This window comes from Blautia hydrogenotrophica DSM 10507 (assembly GCF_034356035.1).
Lineage (GTDB): Bacteria > Bacillota > Clostridia > Lachnospirales > Lachnospiraceae > Blautia_A > Blautia_A hydrogenotrophica.
Map to the genome: position 1 here is coordinate 435,119 of NZ_CP136423.1, position 16,488 is coordinate 451,606.

The window sequence follows — 16,488 nt, forward strand, 5'->3', positions numbered from 1 at the left end:
GCCTGATAAGAGCAAAACTCCTCCGTAAGCAAGCTTGCTCCGGATTTTTGTTCTTATCAGTTGCATGGCTGAATAGTTACAAAAAAATAGAAAATATGTTCGATTTTGCTTGTGCGCAGAGAAAGAATATGTTAAGATAGAAAGAACAAATGTTCTGAAAATGAGACAGACTTGGAGGAGGAAAACACATGGAAGGCAGACAAGAGGAACGAAATTTAGCTGTGAGAGAGTCCATGAGTCTGGAGGAGAAGCTGACTATTTTGGCAGACGCGGCGAAATATGACGTGGCCTGCACTTCCAGCGGAGTGAACAGAAGAGGGGAGAAAGGGAGTCTGGGAAATGCCTGTGCCGCTGGGATTTGCCACAGTTTTGCGGCGGACGGCCGGTGTATTTCTCTGTTGAAGATTCTGTTGAGCAATGAATGTGTCTATGACTGTAAGTACTGTCTGAACCGGCGTTCCAACGATACTCCGAGAGCGACTTTTACACCGGAGGAGATTTGCCGGCTTACCATAGAATTTTATAAGAGAAACTATATTGAGGGCTTGTTTTTAAGCTCAGGAGTGGTAAGAACACCTGACTATACAATGGAACAGATGTACCGGACACTCTATCTGCTGCGCACACAGTATCGGTTTCGGGGATATATCCATGTAAAGGCAATTCCAGGGGCAGCGCCAGAGTTGATCGAACAGACGGGATATCTGGCAGACCGTATGAGTGTAAATTTGGAATTACCTACAGCAGAGGGGATGAAAAAGCTGGCTCCGAATAAGACACACGATCGTATTCTCAGGCCGATACGGCAGATTCAGAGGGGAATTGGGGAATATCGGCTTTCTCTGGGAAAAGACCCCAGGATGGAACGGCATCAGATTAATCGGCATCTGTCCGGGACCATTTTTGCGAATGGAGGCATGAAAATCACGGGCCCGCAGAGCTTTCAGAATCCGCAGAGGAAAAGAAAAAGAAGCTTTGTACCAGCGGGACAGAGTACTCAGATGATTATCGGGGCAACTCAGGAGAGCGATTACCAGCTGCTTGCGACTACTCAGGCTTTGTATCAGAAATTTGATCTGAAGAGAGTTTTTTTCTCAGCCTATATACCTTTGAATGAGGACCCGCTTCTGCCGGAGCTGGGAACGGCTCCGCCGCTGCTGAGGGAGCACAGATTGTATCAGGCTGACTGGCTGTTGCGGTATTATGGCTTTCAGGCGGAGGAACTGCTGAGCCCCCAGAGGCCAAATTTCAATGTTTTGCTGGACCCAAAGTGTGATTGGGCACTTCGCCATCTGGAGACTTTTCCAGTGGAGATCAATCGGGCTACCTACGAGGAACTTCTCAAAGTGCCGGGGATTGGAGTCAAATCGGCCATGAGAATCATCAAGGCCAGACAGGGAAGCAGCTTAGATTTTGACGGCCTGAAGAAGATTGGAGTCGTGCTAAAACGGGCAAAATACTTTATAACCTGTCGGGGCAGAATGATGTACTCCATTCCGATCGAAGAAGATTTTTTGACTAGACAGCTGACAGGGGAGGATGCCAGGACGAACTGGGAGATGGGACACCCACAGTCGTACCGGCAGTTGTCTCTGTTTGAGGATATGAAATTGCAAATGCCGCCTACTGTGGAAGATATGAAAAAATCCATATCTGGCCAGATTTGAAAGGACAAAGAAATCATGGAAGTATTTACATGTGAAGACAGCTTTGAGGGGATGATGACCTGTGTGTATGAGGCATGGGCGTCCCGGGCAGGGCATTCTAATGTGAGGCTGATGCTGGAGCCAGTGGAGGAATTGGAATTGTTCTGTAGTTATCACCACGTGGAACGTGATTCAGAAAAAGCGCGGAAAGTGGTGAGCTCGATACGGCGTAAAATTTCGGAACAGGCGTTTCGGATGGTATATGGTGCATCTTTGTCCTGTCAGCGGGAAAAGTTGGATGCGATCTATCGTTTTTTGATTCTGGGTTTTCATGTTGGGGCAGAGGCGGTAGACCTTCTGGGAAATGAGTGGGTAAACCGGGTATTTCAGTTAGACCGCAAGGTAAAAAACGAGGCGCACTATTTTCGAGAGTTTACCAGGTTTTCCAGCGTGGAGGGCAGAGAGATACTGTGGGCCAAAATTCAGCCGAAGTCGGAGATTTTAACTCTTCTGGCGCCGAATTTTTCAGATCGGATGCCGTCGGAGGCATGGATCATCGTGGACGAGGGAAGGATGACGGCGGCGGTACATCCGCCGGATGAGGAGTTCTATCTCACGAAAATTACGGGGGAGGAATTGAATGCGATGGAGAGAAGCTGTGAGGTATCAGACCCCTATGTAGGGTTGTGGAAATCTTTCTTTCACGCGATAGGAATTGAACAGAGAAGGAACCCAAAATGTCAGAGAACTATGATGCCGCTGTGGTACCGCAGAAATATGACGGAATTTAGAGAGGAAAACTCCGGCGGTGTCCGTGCAAAGGGGAATGGTTGAGGCCGACAGTTTGCAGTTGCTTAGGATTGCATTATATTTTTATTTGTAGTATAGTCGACTGTACCTGGATGACGAGAGAAAAAGGAGAATACAGATACATGGAAGCAGAAAAAAACAGGAAGGAATTTATCAGGATACGGGGAGCGAACGAGAATAATTTAAAGCATCTGAGCGTAGACATCCCCAGAAATAAACTGGTGGTGCTTACAGGTTTAAGTGGCTCGGGAAAGTCTTCTCTGGCTTTTGACACGATATACGCGGAAGGGCAGCGAAGGTACATGGAATCGCTGTCTTCCTACGCGAGACAATTTTTGGGACAGATGGAAAAACCAGATGTGGAGAGTATTGAAGGACTGCCGCCAGCGATTTCCATTGACCAGAAATCCACCAACAGGAATCCCAGGTCTACGGTGGGAACTGTCACGGAGATCTATGATTATTTTCGTCTGCTCTATGCGAGGATTGGAATCCCCCACTGTCCCGTCTGCGGAAAAGAGATCAAGAAGCAGACCGTAGATCAGATGGTGGATCAGATTATGGCTTTGCCGGAGCGTACGAGGATACAGCTGCTGGCACCCGTAGTGCGCGGACGCAAGGGAACACACGCAAAGCTGCTGGCGCAGGCGAAAAAGAGCGGATATGTGAGAGTGCAGATAGATGGCAGTCTGTATGAACTCTCAGAAGAAATCAAACTGGACAAAAATATTAAGCACAATATTGAGATCGTGGTGGACCGCCTTGTGGTGAAAGCGGGAATTGAAAAAAGGCTGACAGACTCCATTGAGAATGTCCTGGAGCTGGCCGAAGGGTTGTTGGTCGTGGACAAAATGGATGGAACTGTGATGAATTTCAGCCAGAGCTTTTCGTGTCCGGACTGTGGGGTGAGCATTGATGAGATCGAACCGCGGAGTTTTTCCTTCAACAATCCTTTTGGAGCCTGCCCGGAATGCTTGGGACTGGGATATAAGATGGAATTTGACCCGGAGCTTATGATACCGGATCGGAGTCTGAGTATTTCCCAGGGTGCCATTGCCGTGATGGGGTGGCAGTCTTGCACGGACAAGGGAAGCTTTACCCGCGCGATTTTGGATGCTCTGTGTGAAGAATACCATTTCAGCTTAGACACACCCTTCCAGGATTATCCCCAGGAAATTCAGGATGTGATTCTGTACGGTACCAATGGAAAAGTTTTGAAGGTACGTTACAAGGGCCAGAGGGGAGAAGGGGTCTATGATGTGGCCTTTCAGGGACTTATTCGAAATGTGGAACAGAGATACCGGGAGACAGGCTCAGAGACCATGAAGCAGGAATATGAGAGTTTCATGCAGATCACACCCTGTCCAAAGTGTAAAGGCCAGAGATTGAAGAAAGAATCTTTGGCGGTAACAGTAGGAGAGAAGAACATTTTTGAGGTTACTTCTCTGACGGCAGATCACCTGAAAGATTTCTTGAATCAGCTAGAGCTTTCTGAGCAGCAAAAACTGATCGGAAATCAGATTCTTAAAGAGATCAAAGCGCGTGTCGGTTTTCTGTGTGATGTGGGACTGAATTATCTCACGCTGTCGAGGGCTACGGGAACGCTTTCCGGTGGGGAGGCCCAGAGAATTCGACTTGCGACGCAGATAGGATCCGGGCTAGTCGGGGTAGCTTATATCTTGGATGAGCCTAGTATTGGTCTTCATCAGCGGGATAATGACAAACTGCTGAAGACGTTGATGCATTTGAGGGATTTGGGCAATTCTCTGATTGTGGTAGAGCACGACGAGGATACCATGAGAGCAGCCGACTGTGTAGTAGATATTGGACCTGGGGCAGGAGAACACGGAGGCGAGCTGGTGGGAATCGGTACAGCGGAGGAACTGATGAAAAACCCGGCCTCCATCACAGGGGATTATCTGAGCGGAAAAAGACAGATTCCTGTTCCAGAGACGAGAAAAACACCTGTGGGCTGGCTGACAGTCAAGGGAGCTTCCCAGAATAACCTGAAAAATATCACTGCGAAATTTCCGTTGGGAGTGATGACCTGTGTCACGGGTGTATCAGGTTCAGGCAAGAGTTCTCTGGTCAATGAAATTCTGTATAAGTGCCTAGCGAAAAAACTGAACCGGGCACGGACGATTCCAGGAAAACACAAAGAGATTATAGGCACAGAGCAGTTGGACAAGGTCATTGATATTGACCAATCTCCCATTGGACGTACGCCCAGATCGAACCCAGCCACTTACACAGGTGTGTTTGACCAGATACGAGATCTCTTCGCCTCCACGGCGGATGCGAAAGCGCGGGGATATAAGAAGGGCAGGTTCAGCTTTAATGTAAAAGGCGGAAGGTGCGAGGCATGCAGCGGAGATGGAATTTTGAAAATCGAAATGCACTTTTTGCCGGATGTGTACGTGCCTTGTGAAGTCTGTCATGGGAAGCGGTACAACCGGGAAACTCTGGAAGTTAAATATAAGGGAAAGAGTATTTATGATGTGCTGGATATGACCGTGGAGGAGGCTCTTGAATTTTTTGAGCCGATTCCGTCTATCCGAAGGAAAATTCAGACTTTATATGATGTGGGATTGTCTTATATAAGACTGGGGCAGCCTTCGACTACTCTGTCCGGCGGAGAGGCACAGAGAATCAAGCTGGCCACGGAGCTGTCCAAGCGCAGTACCGGAAAGACCATCTACATTTTAGATGAACCTACGACGGGGCTGCACTTTGAAGACGTGAGAAAACTGATCGAAATTTTGAAGAGGCTGGCAGAAGGCGGAAATACGGTTGTAGTGATTGAACACAATCTGGATGTAATTAAGACGGCAGATTATATTATTGATATTGGACCGGAAGGCGGAGACAAAGGCGGGAAGATTATTGCCCAGGGGACGCCGGAGGAAATCGCTCAAAATCCTGACTCCTATACTGGCCAGTATGTAGCGAGATATTTGTGACGGCGAAGAGAAGGCGGAATGTTACAGCTTAGATCTCTAACGTTCCGGAAAGTGTGTGACTGCTCACGAACCGATCTAAAATGCCTCTTTTCATATGGGGAAGTTTTGTATATAATGAGAGATAATCAGTAATGCGAAGGCTTTAGTAGAAGAAAGGAGTCCATATGCCTGCAATTGATATCGGCATTGATCTGGGAACGACCAGTTCATTGGTTTATTCCACAGGAAAAGGAATTGTATTAAAAGAGCCCTCTATCGTGGCATACGATAAAGATACCGAGAAGATCAAGGCGATTGGAGAGGAAGCACGCCAGATGATCGGGCGGGCAGGAGGTAACATTGAGGCTATCCGTCCGATTAGGCAGGGAGAGATCACGGATTATTTGGTCTTGGAGAAGATGCTGAAATACTTTATCTCCAAGGCTATGGGCAGAAGGGCTTTTCGAAAACCTAGAATCAGTATCAGCGTTCCCAGTCAGGCTACCGAGGTAGAGCGCAGGGCGATGGAGGAAGCTACTTATCAGGCAGGAGCCAGAGCGGTCTATCTGATTGAAGAACCGATTGCGGCAGCGATTGGTTCTGGAATTGATATCTTAAAGCCATTTGGAAATATGGTAGTGGATATTGGCGGAGGGACGACCGATGTGGCGATCATCTCCCTTGGAGATGTGGTGGAATTCAATTCGATTAAGGTGGCCGGGGATAGCTTTGACCAATCAATTATGAGATACGTCCGCAAGGCACATAATCTGTTTATCGGGGAGCAGACGGCGGAGAGTATTAAAATTAAGATTGGGACAGCCTGTGAGCGGCCTGGCGGGAATACTATGGAAGTGAAGGGCAGAAACGTGGTGACTGGGCTTCCCAAGGTGGCGACTTTGACTTCGGAGGAAATTCGTGTCGCTTTGAAAGAAGACACGGCACAGATTGTCGAGATGGTGCATGGTGTTCTGGAGAAGACACCGCCTGAGCTGGCAGCGGATATTGTAGATCGGGGGATTGTGCTGACAGGAGGCGGAGCCTTGTTGAATGGCATGGAGGAGCTGCTTGAGCAGAGGACCGGAATCAATACGATGATTGCTGAGAATCCAATGCTGGTAGCCGCAGAGGGAACTGGAAAATATGCGGAATTTGCAGCCCGCATGGAGTGAAAGAAGAGAGTGGCTGTTGCAGAACTCAGACTGTGTTCTGCAACAGCCTATTTTGCCTAATTTTAGGAGAAGATATGCAGGAGAAAATCAAAGGATACATAGATCACATTATATTTCGGAATGAGGACAATGGGTACACAGTTTTCGTGTTGATTCAAGGAAAAGAAGAGCTCACCTGCGTGGGAACATTTCAGAGTATCTCTCCGGGAGAACTGATTGAAGCCAGTGGAAAATATATTCAGCATCACACCTATGGAGATCAATTTCAGATCGATGCCTATGAGGTGAAAGTTCCGGAGGATACCCAGGCAATGGAGAGATATCTCGGGTCCGGGGCTATCAAAGGGATTGGGCCCGCTTTGGCCGCAAGGATTGTGAAAAAGTTCGGGGAAGAGACGGTCCGCATTGTGGAAGAGGAGCCGGAGAGGCTTTCTGAGGTGAAGGGAATCAGTGAGAAGAAAGCTCAGGAGATTGCTGCCCAGATTACAGAAAAAGCGGATATGAGGCAGGCTATGATGTTCCTGCAAAAATACGGTATCACCCTTAATTTGGGAGCAAAAATCTACCATAAATACGGGCAGTCCCTCTATGGAGTACTTCAGGAAAATCCTTACCGTTTGGCAGAGGACATTGAGGGAGTGGGGTTTAAAATTGCCGATGAAATCGCTGCTAAGATTGGAATCCACACAGATTCTGACTATCGAATTCGCAGCGGACTGCTCTATACTCTGCTTCAGGCTGTGGGAGAGGGACATATCTATCTTCCAAGAGAAATACTTTTGTCCAGAGCTGAGGATATCTTAGGGGTGGAAGCAGAGTATATGGAGAAACACCTGATGGATTTGGCGATTGAGAGAAAGATCGTGGTGAAGACGCAGGGAGAAGAGCAGAGAATTTATGGAAGCCAGTATTATTATTTGGAGCTGAATACGGCAAGAATGCTGGCAGAACTAAATGTGCAGTGCCCGGAAAATCCAGTCACGGTGGAGAAAAACATCAGTAGAATTGAGGACGGTGTAGGAATTGAATTGGATGAGATGCAAAGAGAGGCAGTGCGGCAGGCAGCCGGATGTGGTCTGTTTATCTTGACAGGAGGTCCGGGCACTGGAAAGACAACCACGATTAATATGATTATTCGGTATTTCGAGGCGGAGGGTATGAGTATTGCTTTGGCGGCTCCCACAGGCAGAGCAGCCAAGAGGATGACTGAGACTACTGGGTGTGAGGCACAGACAATACATCGACTGTTGGAACTAAACGGCATGGGACAGGAGGAAGGCAAGGGAATTCACTTTGAGAGAAATGAAGAGAATCCTCTAGAGGTGGATGTGATTATCATTGATGAGATGTCGATGGTGGATATCCACTTGATACACGCTTTGCTGAGTGCAGTGACAGTGGGGACGAGGCTGATCTTGGTAGGAGATGTAGATCAGCTGCCCAGTGTAGGGCCGGGAAATGTGCTCAGAGATATCATCCGCTCGAAAGCATTCCCAGTGGTGGAGCTGAATAAGATTTTTCGTCAGGCGACGCAAAGCGATATTGTAGTGAATGCGCATAAGATCAATGCGGGGCAGCCGGTCGCCCTGGACAACAGAAGCCGCGATTTTTTCTTTTTAAAGAGAGATAATGCAGACATTATAGTGAGAGTGATTTTAGCGCTGATTCAGGAAAAGCTACCGCCTTATGTCCAGTCGGAGCCTTTCGATATTCAAGTCTTAACACCCATGAGAAAAGGACTTCTGGGGGTAGAGCGGCTGAATCAGATTCTACAGTATTATCTGAACCCACCGTCTCATGAGAAAAAAGAAAAAGAGGTGGGAGGCGGACTTCTGCGTCAGGGTGATAAGGTGATGCAGGTGAAGAACAACTATCAGCTAGAGTGGGAGGTTCGAGGAAAATATGGAATACCGGTGGACAAAGGAGTCGGAGTTTTTAATGGAGATGTGGGAAGAATCTGTGAAATCAATGAGTTTGCCGAGATGCTGACTGTTGAATTTGAGGAGGGAAAGTTCGCGGACTATTCTTTTAAGCAGCTTGATGAACTGGAATTGGCTTATGCGGTTACGATTCATAAATCCCAGGGCAGTGAATATTCGGCGGTGATTATTCCGCTGTTAAATGGCCCTAAGATGCTGATGAACCGGAATCTTCTCTATACAGCGGTGACCAGAGCTCGAAAATGCGTTACTTTGGTGGGAAGTCCGCAGACCTTTCAGGAGATGATTCGAAATGAGAGACAACAGAAGAGATACAGCTCCTTGGATTTGCGGATTGAGGAATTGGGAGAACTGAAAATATAAAGGAGGGAATGAAATTTAGGATTAAGGAAAGTTTTTTGAACGCTCTCTATCCTCGTTGTTGTCCAATTTGTCATCAGATTTTGAAGGAACAGAATTGGCTAATTTGCCCGAAATGCGAGGGCGAGCTAAAGCCAATAGGGGAACCGAGATGTAAAAAGTGCGGAAAGAGAATTTTTTACATGGAGAAAGAGTATTGTCAGGATTGCAGCAGAAGAGAGCATGTGTTTGATGAGGGAAGAGGAATTTTTGACTATGATGAGAGAATGCGTGCTTCTCTTTTAAAATACAAAGACGGGGGTCGCAGAGAATATGGAGATTTTTATGCACAGGCTATGATTAGATATGGAGGAATAGATCTGAGGCGTTGGAGACCGCAAGCAGTTCTGTCTGTTCCGATTCATCCCAGAAAAAAGAGAATAAGAGGGTTCGACCAGGCGGGATATCTGGCGAAGGTTGTGGCAGAGGCGACGGGACTTCCCTTATGCTGCGGTTACATGAGAAAAAAATCTGTGACTTCTGCCCAAAAATCTCTGGAAGCTTCTATAAGAAGAAAAAACCTAAAAAATTCTTTTGAGGGAAGAGAAGGGGACTGGCAAATACGAAGACTTTTGGTGATTGACGATGTCTACACTACTGGGAGCACGGTTGATGCAGTCAGTGAGGAAGCAAAGCGACATGGCGTTGAGAATATCTATTTTTTGACGGTTTGTATCGGAAGAGGGGACTGAAAAAGCCCTTTTCATGGTCATAGATTTATGTTAGAATAATTTTATATGGATTCTAGGGTCAAAAGTTGGAAAATTTGTCTGTGTTTACACGATGTAAAATATTCATCAGGAAGCTTTTGACATCTTAATCTGTATAAGAAATGAACAGTTTGACTGAAAAGATGGAGAGAAATGAGGAATTTCTGATGCTAAATCTGGAAAAAGTGAAGTTGATGAATCATTTGGCGATGTACGAGAATAACGCGGGCAAAACATATCTTCCGATCAGTAAATTTTACCGGAGCGACTATATAGGGATGGCTTTGATTAAGAATTTTTTTCTGGTCACTATTGGATATCTTTTGCTGGTGGCAGTGATTTTTGCGTATTTTGCGGAATATCTGCTGAATAGCATTCATAAAATGAATTTGGTGACTCTGGGGGCTGAACTCATTATTGGCTATCTCGTAGTCCTCGCGGTCTATACTGTGCTGACTTATGTACAGTATTCTGTCAGATATCATCGCGCGAAAAAAAGTGTCAAGCAGTACTATATTCAGCTTACAAAGCTCGAAAGAATGTACGGCAAGAATGAAAAGAAGAACGGTGACAGAAGAACCAGTAGGAGGAAATAAGAAAAATGACAACATTTTTGGAAATGAAGCAGAAGATAAAAAATTTCTATGGGCAGTATGAGATTTATATCGTCCCATTTTTGAAGTTTATTTTGGCTTTGGCCAGTTTTATCTGGATTAATTCGATGCTTGGTTTCACAGAGGCTTTGAATAGCCCATTTGTTGTTGTGATTCTGGCATTGTTATGTGCAATTTTGCCGGCAAACTTAATTTTATATCTAAGTTTTGCGATGGTGATTGGGCACTGTTACGGAATCGGGATTGAGGTGGCCGCCTTTGCACTGGTTCTGATTTTATTTATGTTGATTTTGTTTCTGCGTTTCAGTAATAAAGTAAACCTTGTAATGATTTTCACACCGCTGACTATGGGGCTGCACATACCGGCGCTACTTCCTGTGGGAAGCGGACTGCTGGCCAGTCCTATGGCAGCTCTTCCAGCCGGGTGTGGAGTGATTTTTTACTATTTTATTGATCTGGTGAGAGAACAGTCCGCGGTACTTCAAAACCAGGACACAGAGATTCCACAGAAGCTCAAAGTTTTGATGGATGGACTGATGAAAAATCAGGAGATGTGGATGACGATGATTGCCTTTGTGGCAGTGATTTTATTGGTATATGCGATACGTACCAGAGCGTTTGACTATGCCTGGAGGGTATCCATTGTGGCAGGCGGAGTCACCTATATTTTTTTGATGCTGATTGGTGGACTGTTTCTGAATGTGCAGACTTCTATTTTGGAGCTGTTGATTTTCAGCGTGATCGCAATCTTAATCGGGATGGTCTTGGAGCTCTTTGTGTTTGGAGGAGATTATAGTCGGACAGAGCGTCTGGAATATGAGGATGATGAGTACTATTATTATGTGAAAGCAGTTCCAAAGGCTACTGTGGCTACATCAGAGAGAAACATTAAAAAGATTAATGCGGCTCCTGAGCGCGAGGAAGAGAACAAACCGAATAAGAAGGGAGCGGAATATGTGGTTTCTCGTTCGAGAGAGCAGTGGGAGCCGCAGGGAGAATCTCTGGACAGTATTCCTACTGAGAGGATGGAGCGAACCAGTGAATTGGAAGCAGATGCGCTTCCTCTTAAGGATGCCTCAGAGATAAAAGAAGTAGACTTTGAAAAGAAATTGGAGGAGTCTTTGAAGGACCTGTAAAACTTAGGGAAAGGAGGACAGAATGAATAGTGTCAATCAGTTTCTAGAAAAGTATGTGTCAAAGATTTCATTGCCGAGTATAGGCATTATTGATATTATTGAAATTCTGATTATCTCCGTTTTCATATATCAATTTATGATTTGGATTAAGCAGACCAGAGCGTATACCTTGCTGAAGGGAATTATGGTAGTTCTGTGCTTTGTTATTGTGATCTATATTTTTCATATGAACACATTGATCTGGATCATCAATAATGTGGCAACTGTCATGTTGACGGCATTGGTAATTATTTTTCAGCCGGAATTGCGGAAAATACTGGAGCAGTTGGGACAGAAAAATATTATCGCCTCAGTGATTCCCTTTGAGAGCGGGAAAGAAGTGCAGGCCCGTTTTACAGATAAGACGATCAACGAGATTGTGAAGGCCTGTTTTGACATGGGCGAGGTTAAGACGGGAGCTTTGATAGTGATTGAGCAGGAAGTCGTGCTGACAGAGTATGAGAGGACAGGAATTCTTCTGGATTCACTGATTACCAGCCAGCTGTTGATTAATATATTTGAGCACAATACTCCTCTACATGATGGAGCGGTAATTGTGCGGGGAAACCGAATTGTAGCGGCCACTTGTTATTTGCCATTGTCGGACAATATGGAGTTGAGTAAACAATTGGGAACTAGACACCGCGCCGGTGTGGGCATCAGCGAGGTGAGCGATTCCTTTACAATTATCGTCTCAGAAGAGACAGGAGAAGTTTCGACTGCAATGAACGGTGTGCTGAAGCGTAATATTACCAGTGCACAGCTGAAAGAACAACTTCTGCACGTACAGAATAAGACCGTCATCAATAACAGTAAACTGATCAGTCTATGGAAGGGTAGGGGAAAGTATGAAAAAAAGTCTGACCACTAATATTCCTCTGAAGATCATGTCTGTTTTGGCGGCTATACTCATTTGGCTGATTATTGTCAATGTGGACAATCCGATAAAAACCAGGACGTTTCAAGATGTTCCGGTGGAGGTTTTAAATGAGGCATACATAGAAAGCGGAGGAAAAATGTGCCTGATTCCAGAGAATCAGGACTCAGTGAACGTAACGGTCACTGGAAAGAGAAAAATTGTCGATGATTTGACCAAAGAAGATTTGAAAGCCACAGCTGACTTGAAACAGGTTGTGGATTTGGATACGGAGCCCATTATGGTGCCTATCACGGTGACATGTGCAGGAATTGACCAGAATAATGCTCAGGCAGCGCCAAGGAATATGGAAATCCAGATTGAGGAGATGATGACACAGGAATTCATTGTTACTGTGGATACTGGTGATGAGAAGCCTGGGAAAGGCTATGAGATAGGCTCTGTGGAGGCAAATCCAGAGAAAGTGAGAATCACGGGGCCTCAGTCACTGATTCGGAAGATTGACCAGGTCATTGCATATGTGGATGACGTAGAGGGAATCACTAGCGACACAACGAAACAGGTACAGCTGAAGATTATTGATAAAAATCAGGAAGGGCTCTCAGAGAGTCAGATGAAGTATCTGAAATATGATATCTCATCGCCGGAGGTTTCTGTGACTGTGAATTTGTGGAAAGTGAAATCGGATGTGACTGTGAAAGCTGATTACGTGGGGGCTCCCGCAGATGGCTATAAAGTGAATGGGTTGACAATGACACCCAGTGAGATTAGTGTGGCTGGAGACGAAGAGGCACTGAGAGAGCTGGAGGAGCAAGGAAATACAATTTGGATATCAGCAGATCAGATTGATGTATCCGGGCACAGTGAGGACTTTGAGACAAAGATAAATTTGACAGATTTTCTACCCTCAAATTTGAAGCTCACGTCGGGTACGAGTGAGACGTTGATTGTGAAGACAGAAATATTACCTTTAGGAAGTCAAGCCTATACGATTTCTACCAAAGACATTACAGTGAAAAATGCACCATCTAATTTGGAAGTTGTGTTTGAGACCGATAAGATTGAGATCCGGGTGAGGGAAAATGGAGCCAGCTTAGATAGTCTGAAGGTAAGTGATATTCAGGCGTCCATTAACTTGGATGGAAAGAAGGCAGGCAGTTATCAGATACCGGTGGAAGTAGTTTTGCCGGATGGCTATACATTGGTAAGTGAGATCAACACAGATGTAAAATTGTCAGAGACCACAGAGGTAACGATACCAGGAGAGTAGAGGTGTTTTTATGAGAAGCTGTAAAGTACAGGTAAAAAATCCGACAGGGCTGCATCTACGGCCAGCAGGTAATTTGTGTAAAGAAGCATTGAAGTACAAATCAATGGTTACTTTTAATTTTAACGGTGGGACCGCGAACGCGAAAAGCGTGCTGAGTGTTCTTGGGGCCTGCGTAAAATGTGGCGATGAGATTGAATTAGTATGTGAAGGGGAGGATGAGGAAAAAGCGTTAGAGACATTGACTAGCTTTATTGAGTCGGGGCTTGGAGAATGAAAAAATTTATGAGTAAGGAGAACGAAGCAGGAGGAAAAAATGAAGAAAAAAGTTTTGTGTGTAATGCTGAGTATGACTTTGTGTGCTTCCATGATCCTGGAAGTCGGTGCAGCCGTTGCAGCTGACCCACAGGCACAGGAGGAACAGCAGGAAACCGAAGAAAAGACAGACTTGCCTAGTACAGACGAGGAGACTGAACAGGGTGAGGAGAATGAAACAGAAGAGACAACTGTACCTGTCGAGGAGGATGACACTGACTTTGGAACTGACGAGGAGGTGGAGCCTACTCCGACAGAAAAGCCTGAGGCAGAGGAAGAATCCGTTCAGGAAGAGACTGTGACTGAGATTCGTACGGATGGACTAGTACATAAGCATTTGGTGGATTCGCAGGGAATTGTATCTGGCGACGATGTGGAATGGGTACAGGATGAAAACGGAAATTATCAGTTATACTGTCATGTGGATGGTTGTGATTCTGCATATTTTACAGCGAATGACGGTATCGTGGGAGTCCAATCCGCAGAAGGAACTTCCTATTATTATTTTGATCAGAATGGATATATGGTGACAGGCGCGGCTGAGATACAGGCATCAGATACCGGCCTTCCCAAAGAAGACGGAATTTATTATTTCCTCGGCGTGGGAGAAAATAATTCAGACGGAGTGATTGAGACGAGCAAGGTGGCCTTGATGTCCGCAAGTATCTCACCGATGGATTCTCAAGTGGGGACACTTCAGAACGGCTGGAAATGGACGCCGGATAAAGCTACTGGAAAGAGTCACTGGTATTACTATGATGAGAGCGGTAAACGTCTGTCTTTGGACGAGTTGAAAGCAAAACAGAGTGATCCTGGAAATACAATTTTTGAGATTGGTGGCCAGTACTATGCATTGACCGATGAATGTGTTCCTCAGACTGGACGCTTTGCAGTGAAAAATCCATATAATGGAAAGAGCAGTTATTTCTACGGCAGTGAAAATGCGGATGAGAATGGCTACATCGGATTTCTGATGAAGGGTTGGGTATATCTTCCGACAAAGGTTTCTAGTGGAGCGATTGCATCCCGTTATCAGTACTATGGATTGTCAGTCGGCGGCGCTGAGCTGAATAAACAGACTAACGGTAAGTACTATAAAGGTTCTGAGTATATGTGGAACCAGACGATGTATGAACTGCGTCAGATAGAGCAGTGTGTCAATGCTCCGGACAGAGATATGGGAGACGACCCCTGGTATTTTCTGACCAAGGGAGGTTATGTGGAGCATGATAAATTAGTAAAGGGAACATTTAACCGTCCGGGTAAATACTACGGTGTGAACAATAAAGGTCGTCTGTACCGCGGTGTTCTGGGAAAAGTAAAAGATTCCAGCGGAAAGTGGAAAACTTATTGCTTCTCTTCCTCCGGAGTGCGGGCTAACTATCGGAATATCTGGGGAATGGTTCCTAAGACCAAGGATTGGTATTATTTTGGAAACGATTATGCACAGGTGATTAAGACTGGTTGGCAGAGTATCACTTTGAAGAGCGATCCGAAACGTGTATGCTGGGCATACTATTATAAGAGCGGAAGCGGATATGGCAAGATGAAGATGAATGGCTGGCAGGGTTCACGTTATATTAAGTCCAACGGTGTGATGGCATCTGGTGTGTATAAGGTTGGAAGTACACTGTACTATTTTAAACCGTCTACCAAGACAAAATGCAATGGACAGATGGTCAAAGGCGGCTGGATTAAGAGTGGAAAATGGAAATACTATGCGTATCCCACCGGCAAGCTCTACAGAGGATGGCATACCATCAACGGAAAGAATTATTATTTCAATTCTGAAAAAGGTATTATGATGACTTATAAAAGCAGGCAGTATACAGGCTGGAAATCGGAGTTGAAAGGAAAATGGGGTTATGCAGATGGTACCGGTGTATGGCAGACTGGATGGGTAAAGACCCATCTGGGAGAAAAAGAAGGCGATGGCCTGCGCTATATCGACCCGTCCAACGGAAAATTTGTGAAAAACAAATGGAAAACCATCGACGGTTTGAAATTCCACTTTAAAGCCGATGGATGGTTGAAACTGGACGTGAGCGATGAAATCAAAGGGCCGTACAGCGTCCAGGTAAATCGTACAACCTGTGTTATGACGATCTACAATGCGAGTGGTACGACACCAGTAAAGGCAATCCGTGTATCTGTAGGAAAAGCAGGCACGCCGACGCCTACAGGAACCTATCGTCTGAATCGCGCTGGAAGATGGCAGCTTCTGATGGGACCGTCTTATGGACAGTATGCGAGTCATGTGGTAGGAGCAGGACAGGGCGGAATTTTTGTTCATTCTGTGGCAGGGTCTGCACCAAACAGCTACAGCCTTCCAGCGGCAGAGTTTGACCTGTTAGGACAGCCGGCATCACATGGTTGTATCCGTACAAATGTGAGGGATGCTCTCTGGGTATATACGAATTGTAACGGTGCCACAATTCATATTGGCGATAACCTGAGAGATCCACTGGGCAAACCAGGTTGGATTTGGATTCCGGGCAGCCAGAATTATGATCCGACGGACCCAGCAGTATAAAGAACGGAAACCTAATAAAAAGTAAAGAAAATAAAAATCTCCGGTAGGAAATTCCAGCCGGAGATTTTTTATGTAAAAGGTAGTTCACTGC

General features: G+C 45.7%; 12 protein-coding genes and 1 pseudogene. All 13 read left to right on the plus strand.

The annotated features are described in order from the left end of the window. Positions 1–188 precede the first annotated feature (188 nt). Entirely contained in the window at positions 189–1,667 is a 1,479-nt protein-coding gene (locus tag BLHYD_RS02090; RefSeq protein WP_005947138.1) for a putative DNA modification/repair radical SAM protein, read from the plus strand. Between the two features lie 15 nt (positions 1,668–1,682). Next, complete coding sequence (locus BLHYD_RS02095; RefSeq protein ID WP_005947140.1) at positions 1,683–2,480, plus strand: TIGR03915 family putative DNA repair protein; 798 nt, start codon at positions 1,683–1,685, stop codon at positions 2,478–2,480. A gap of 98 nt (positions 2,481–2,578) precedes the next feature. Continuing rightward, positions 2,579–5,416 carry an excinuclease ABC subunit UvrA gene (gene uvrA / locus BLHYD_RS02100; RefSeq protein ID WP_040350438.1) on the plus strand — a complete coding sequence of 946 codons (2,838 nt, stop codon included), beginning with the start codon at positions 2,579–2,581 and terminating at the stop codon, positions 5,414–5,416. Between the two features lie 164 nt (positions 5,417–5,580). Next, positions 5,581–6,567 carry a rod shape-determining protein gene (gene mreB, locus BLHYD_RS02105; protein WP_005947144.1) on the plus strand — a complete coding sequence of 329 codons (987 nt, stop codon included), beginning with the start codon at positions 5,581–5,583 and terminating at the stop codon, positions 6,565–6,567. A gap of 74 nt (positions 6,568–6,641) precedes the next feature. Next, positions 6,642–8,870 (plus strand): SF1B family DNA helicase RecD2, encoded by a 2,229-nt coding sequence (gene recD2 / locus BLHYD_RS02110; protein WP_005947146.1) that lies wholly within the window; start codon positions 6,642–6,644, stop codon positions 8,868–8,870. 8 nt (positions 8,871–8,878) lie between these two features. Further along, positions 8,879–9,016 (plus strand): annotated as a pseudogene (locus BLHYD_RS17395) (double zinc ribbon domain-containing protein); the annotation flags it as partial. 33 nt (positions 9,017–9,049) lie between these two features. Continuing rightward, positions 9,050–9,598 (plus strand): ComF family protein, encoded by a 549-nt coding sequence (locus tag BLHYD_RS02120; protein ID WP_242648392.1) that lies wholly within the window; start codon positions 9,050–9,052, stop codon positions 9,596–9,598. A gap of 149 nt (positions 9,599–9,747) precedes the next feature. After that, positions 9,748–10,212, plus strand: coding sequence for a hypothetical protein (locus BLHYD_RS02125; protein ID WP_313901926.1), 465 nt, complete (start codon positions 9,748–9,750; stop codon positions 10,210–10,212). Positions 10,213–10,217: 5 nt separating this feature from the next. Beyond that, on the plus strand, positions 10,218–11,366 hold the full coding sequence (locus BLHYD_RS02130; RefSeq protein ID WP_005947153.1) for a hypothetical protein: 1,149 nt from the start codon (positions 10,218–10,220) through the stop codon (positions 11,364–11,366). A 22-nt stretch (positions 11,367–11,388) separates the two neighbouring features. Then, positions 11,389–12,276 (plus strand): diadenylate cyclase CdaA, encoded by an 888-nt coding sequence (gene cdaA, locus BLHYD_RS02135; RefSeq protein ID WP_005947155.1) that lies wholly within the window; start codon positions 11,389–11,391, stop codon positions 12,274–12,276. Then, positions 12,254–13,552 carry a CdaR family protein gene (locus tag BLHYD_RS02140; protein ID WP_005947157.1) on the plus strand — a complete coding sequence of 433 codons (1,299 nt, stop codon included), beginning with the start codon at positions 12,254–12,256 and terminating at the stop codon, positions 13,550–13,552. Before cdaA ends, BLHYD_RS02140 begins: the two co-directional genes overlap by 23 nt. Before the next feature lie 10 nt (positions 13,553–13,562). Continuing rightward, positions 13,563–13,826 (plus strand): HPr family phosphocarrier protein, encoded by a 264-nt coding sequence (locus BLHYD_RS02145; protein ID WP_005947159.1) that lies wholly within the window; start codon positions 13,563–13,565, stop codon positions 13,824–13,826. A 39-nt stretch (positions 13,827–13,865) separates the two neighbouring features. Continuing rightward, the gene (locus BLHYD_RS02150) at positions 13,866–16,397 is read left to right on the plus strand and encodes a L,D-transpeptidase family protein (RefSeq protein ID WP_005947162.1); all 2,532 of its coding nucleotides are present in this window, start codon (positions 13,866–13,868) and stop codon (positions 16,395–16,397) included. Positions 16,398–16,488: the final 91 nt, after the last annotated feature.

Excerpts from the sequence above, each read along its gene's own strand:
- BLHYD_RS02095 (WP_005947140.1), top strand. The coding sequence starts at position 1,683 with ATGGAAGTATTTACATGTGAAGACAGCTTTGAGGGGATGATGACCTGT.
- recD2 (WP_005947146.1), top strand. The coding sequence starts at position 6,642 with ATGCAGGAGAAAATCAAAGGATACATAGATCACATTATATTTCGGAAT.
- mreB (WP_005947144.1), top strand. The coding sequence starts at position 5,581 with ATGCCTGCAATTGATATCGGCATTGATCTGGGAACGACCAGTTCATTG.
- BLHYD_RS02130 (WP_005947153.1), top strand. The coding sequence starts at position 10,218 with ATGACAACATTTTTGGAAATGAAGCAGAAGATAAAAAATTTCTATGGG.
- BLHYD_RS02090 (WP_005947138.1), top strand. The coding sequence starts at position 189 with ATGGAAGGCAGACAAGAGGAACGAAATTTAGCTGTGAGAGAGTCCATG.
- uvrA (WP_040350438.1), top strand. The coding sequence starts at position 2,579 with ATGGAAGCAGAAAAAAACAGGAAGGAATTTATCAGGATACGGGGAGCG.
- BLHYD_RS02150 (WP_005947162.1), top strand. The coding sequence starts at position 13,866 with ATGAAGAAAAAAGTTTTGTGTGTAATGCTGAGTATGACTTTGTGTGCT.
- cdaA (WP_005947155.1), top strand. The coding sequence starts at position 11,389 with ATGAATAGTGTCAATCAGTTTCTAGAAAAGTATGTGTCAAAGATTTCA.
- BLHYD_RS02145 (WP_005947159.1), top strand. The coding sequence starts at position 13,563 with ATGAGAAGCTGTAAAGTACAGGTAAAAAATCCGACAGGGCTGCATCTA.
- BLHYD_RS02120 (WP_242648392.1), top strand. The coding sequence starts at position 9,050 with ATGGAGAAAGAGTATTGTCAGGATTGCAGCAGAAGAGAGCATGTGTTT.
- BLHYD_RS02140 (WP_005947157.1), top strand. The coding sequence starts at position 12,254 with ATGAAAAAAAGTCTGACCACTAATATTCCTCTGAAGATCATGTCTGTT.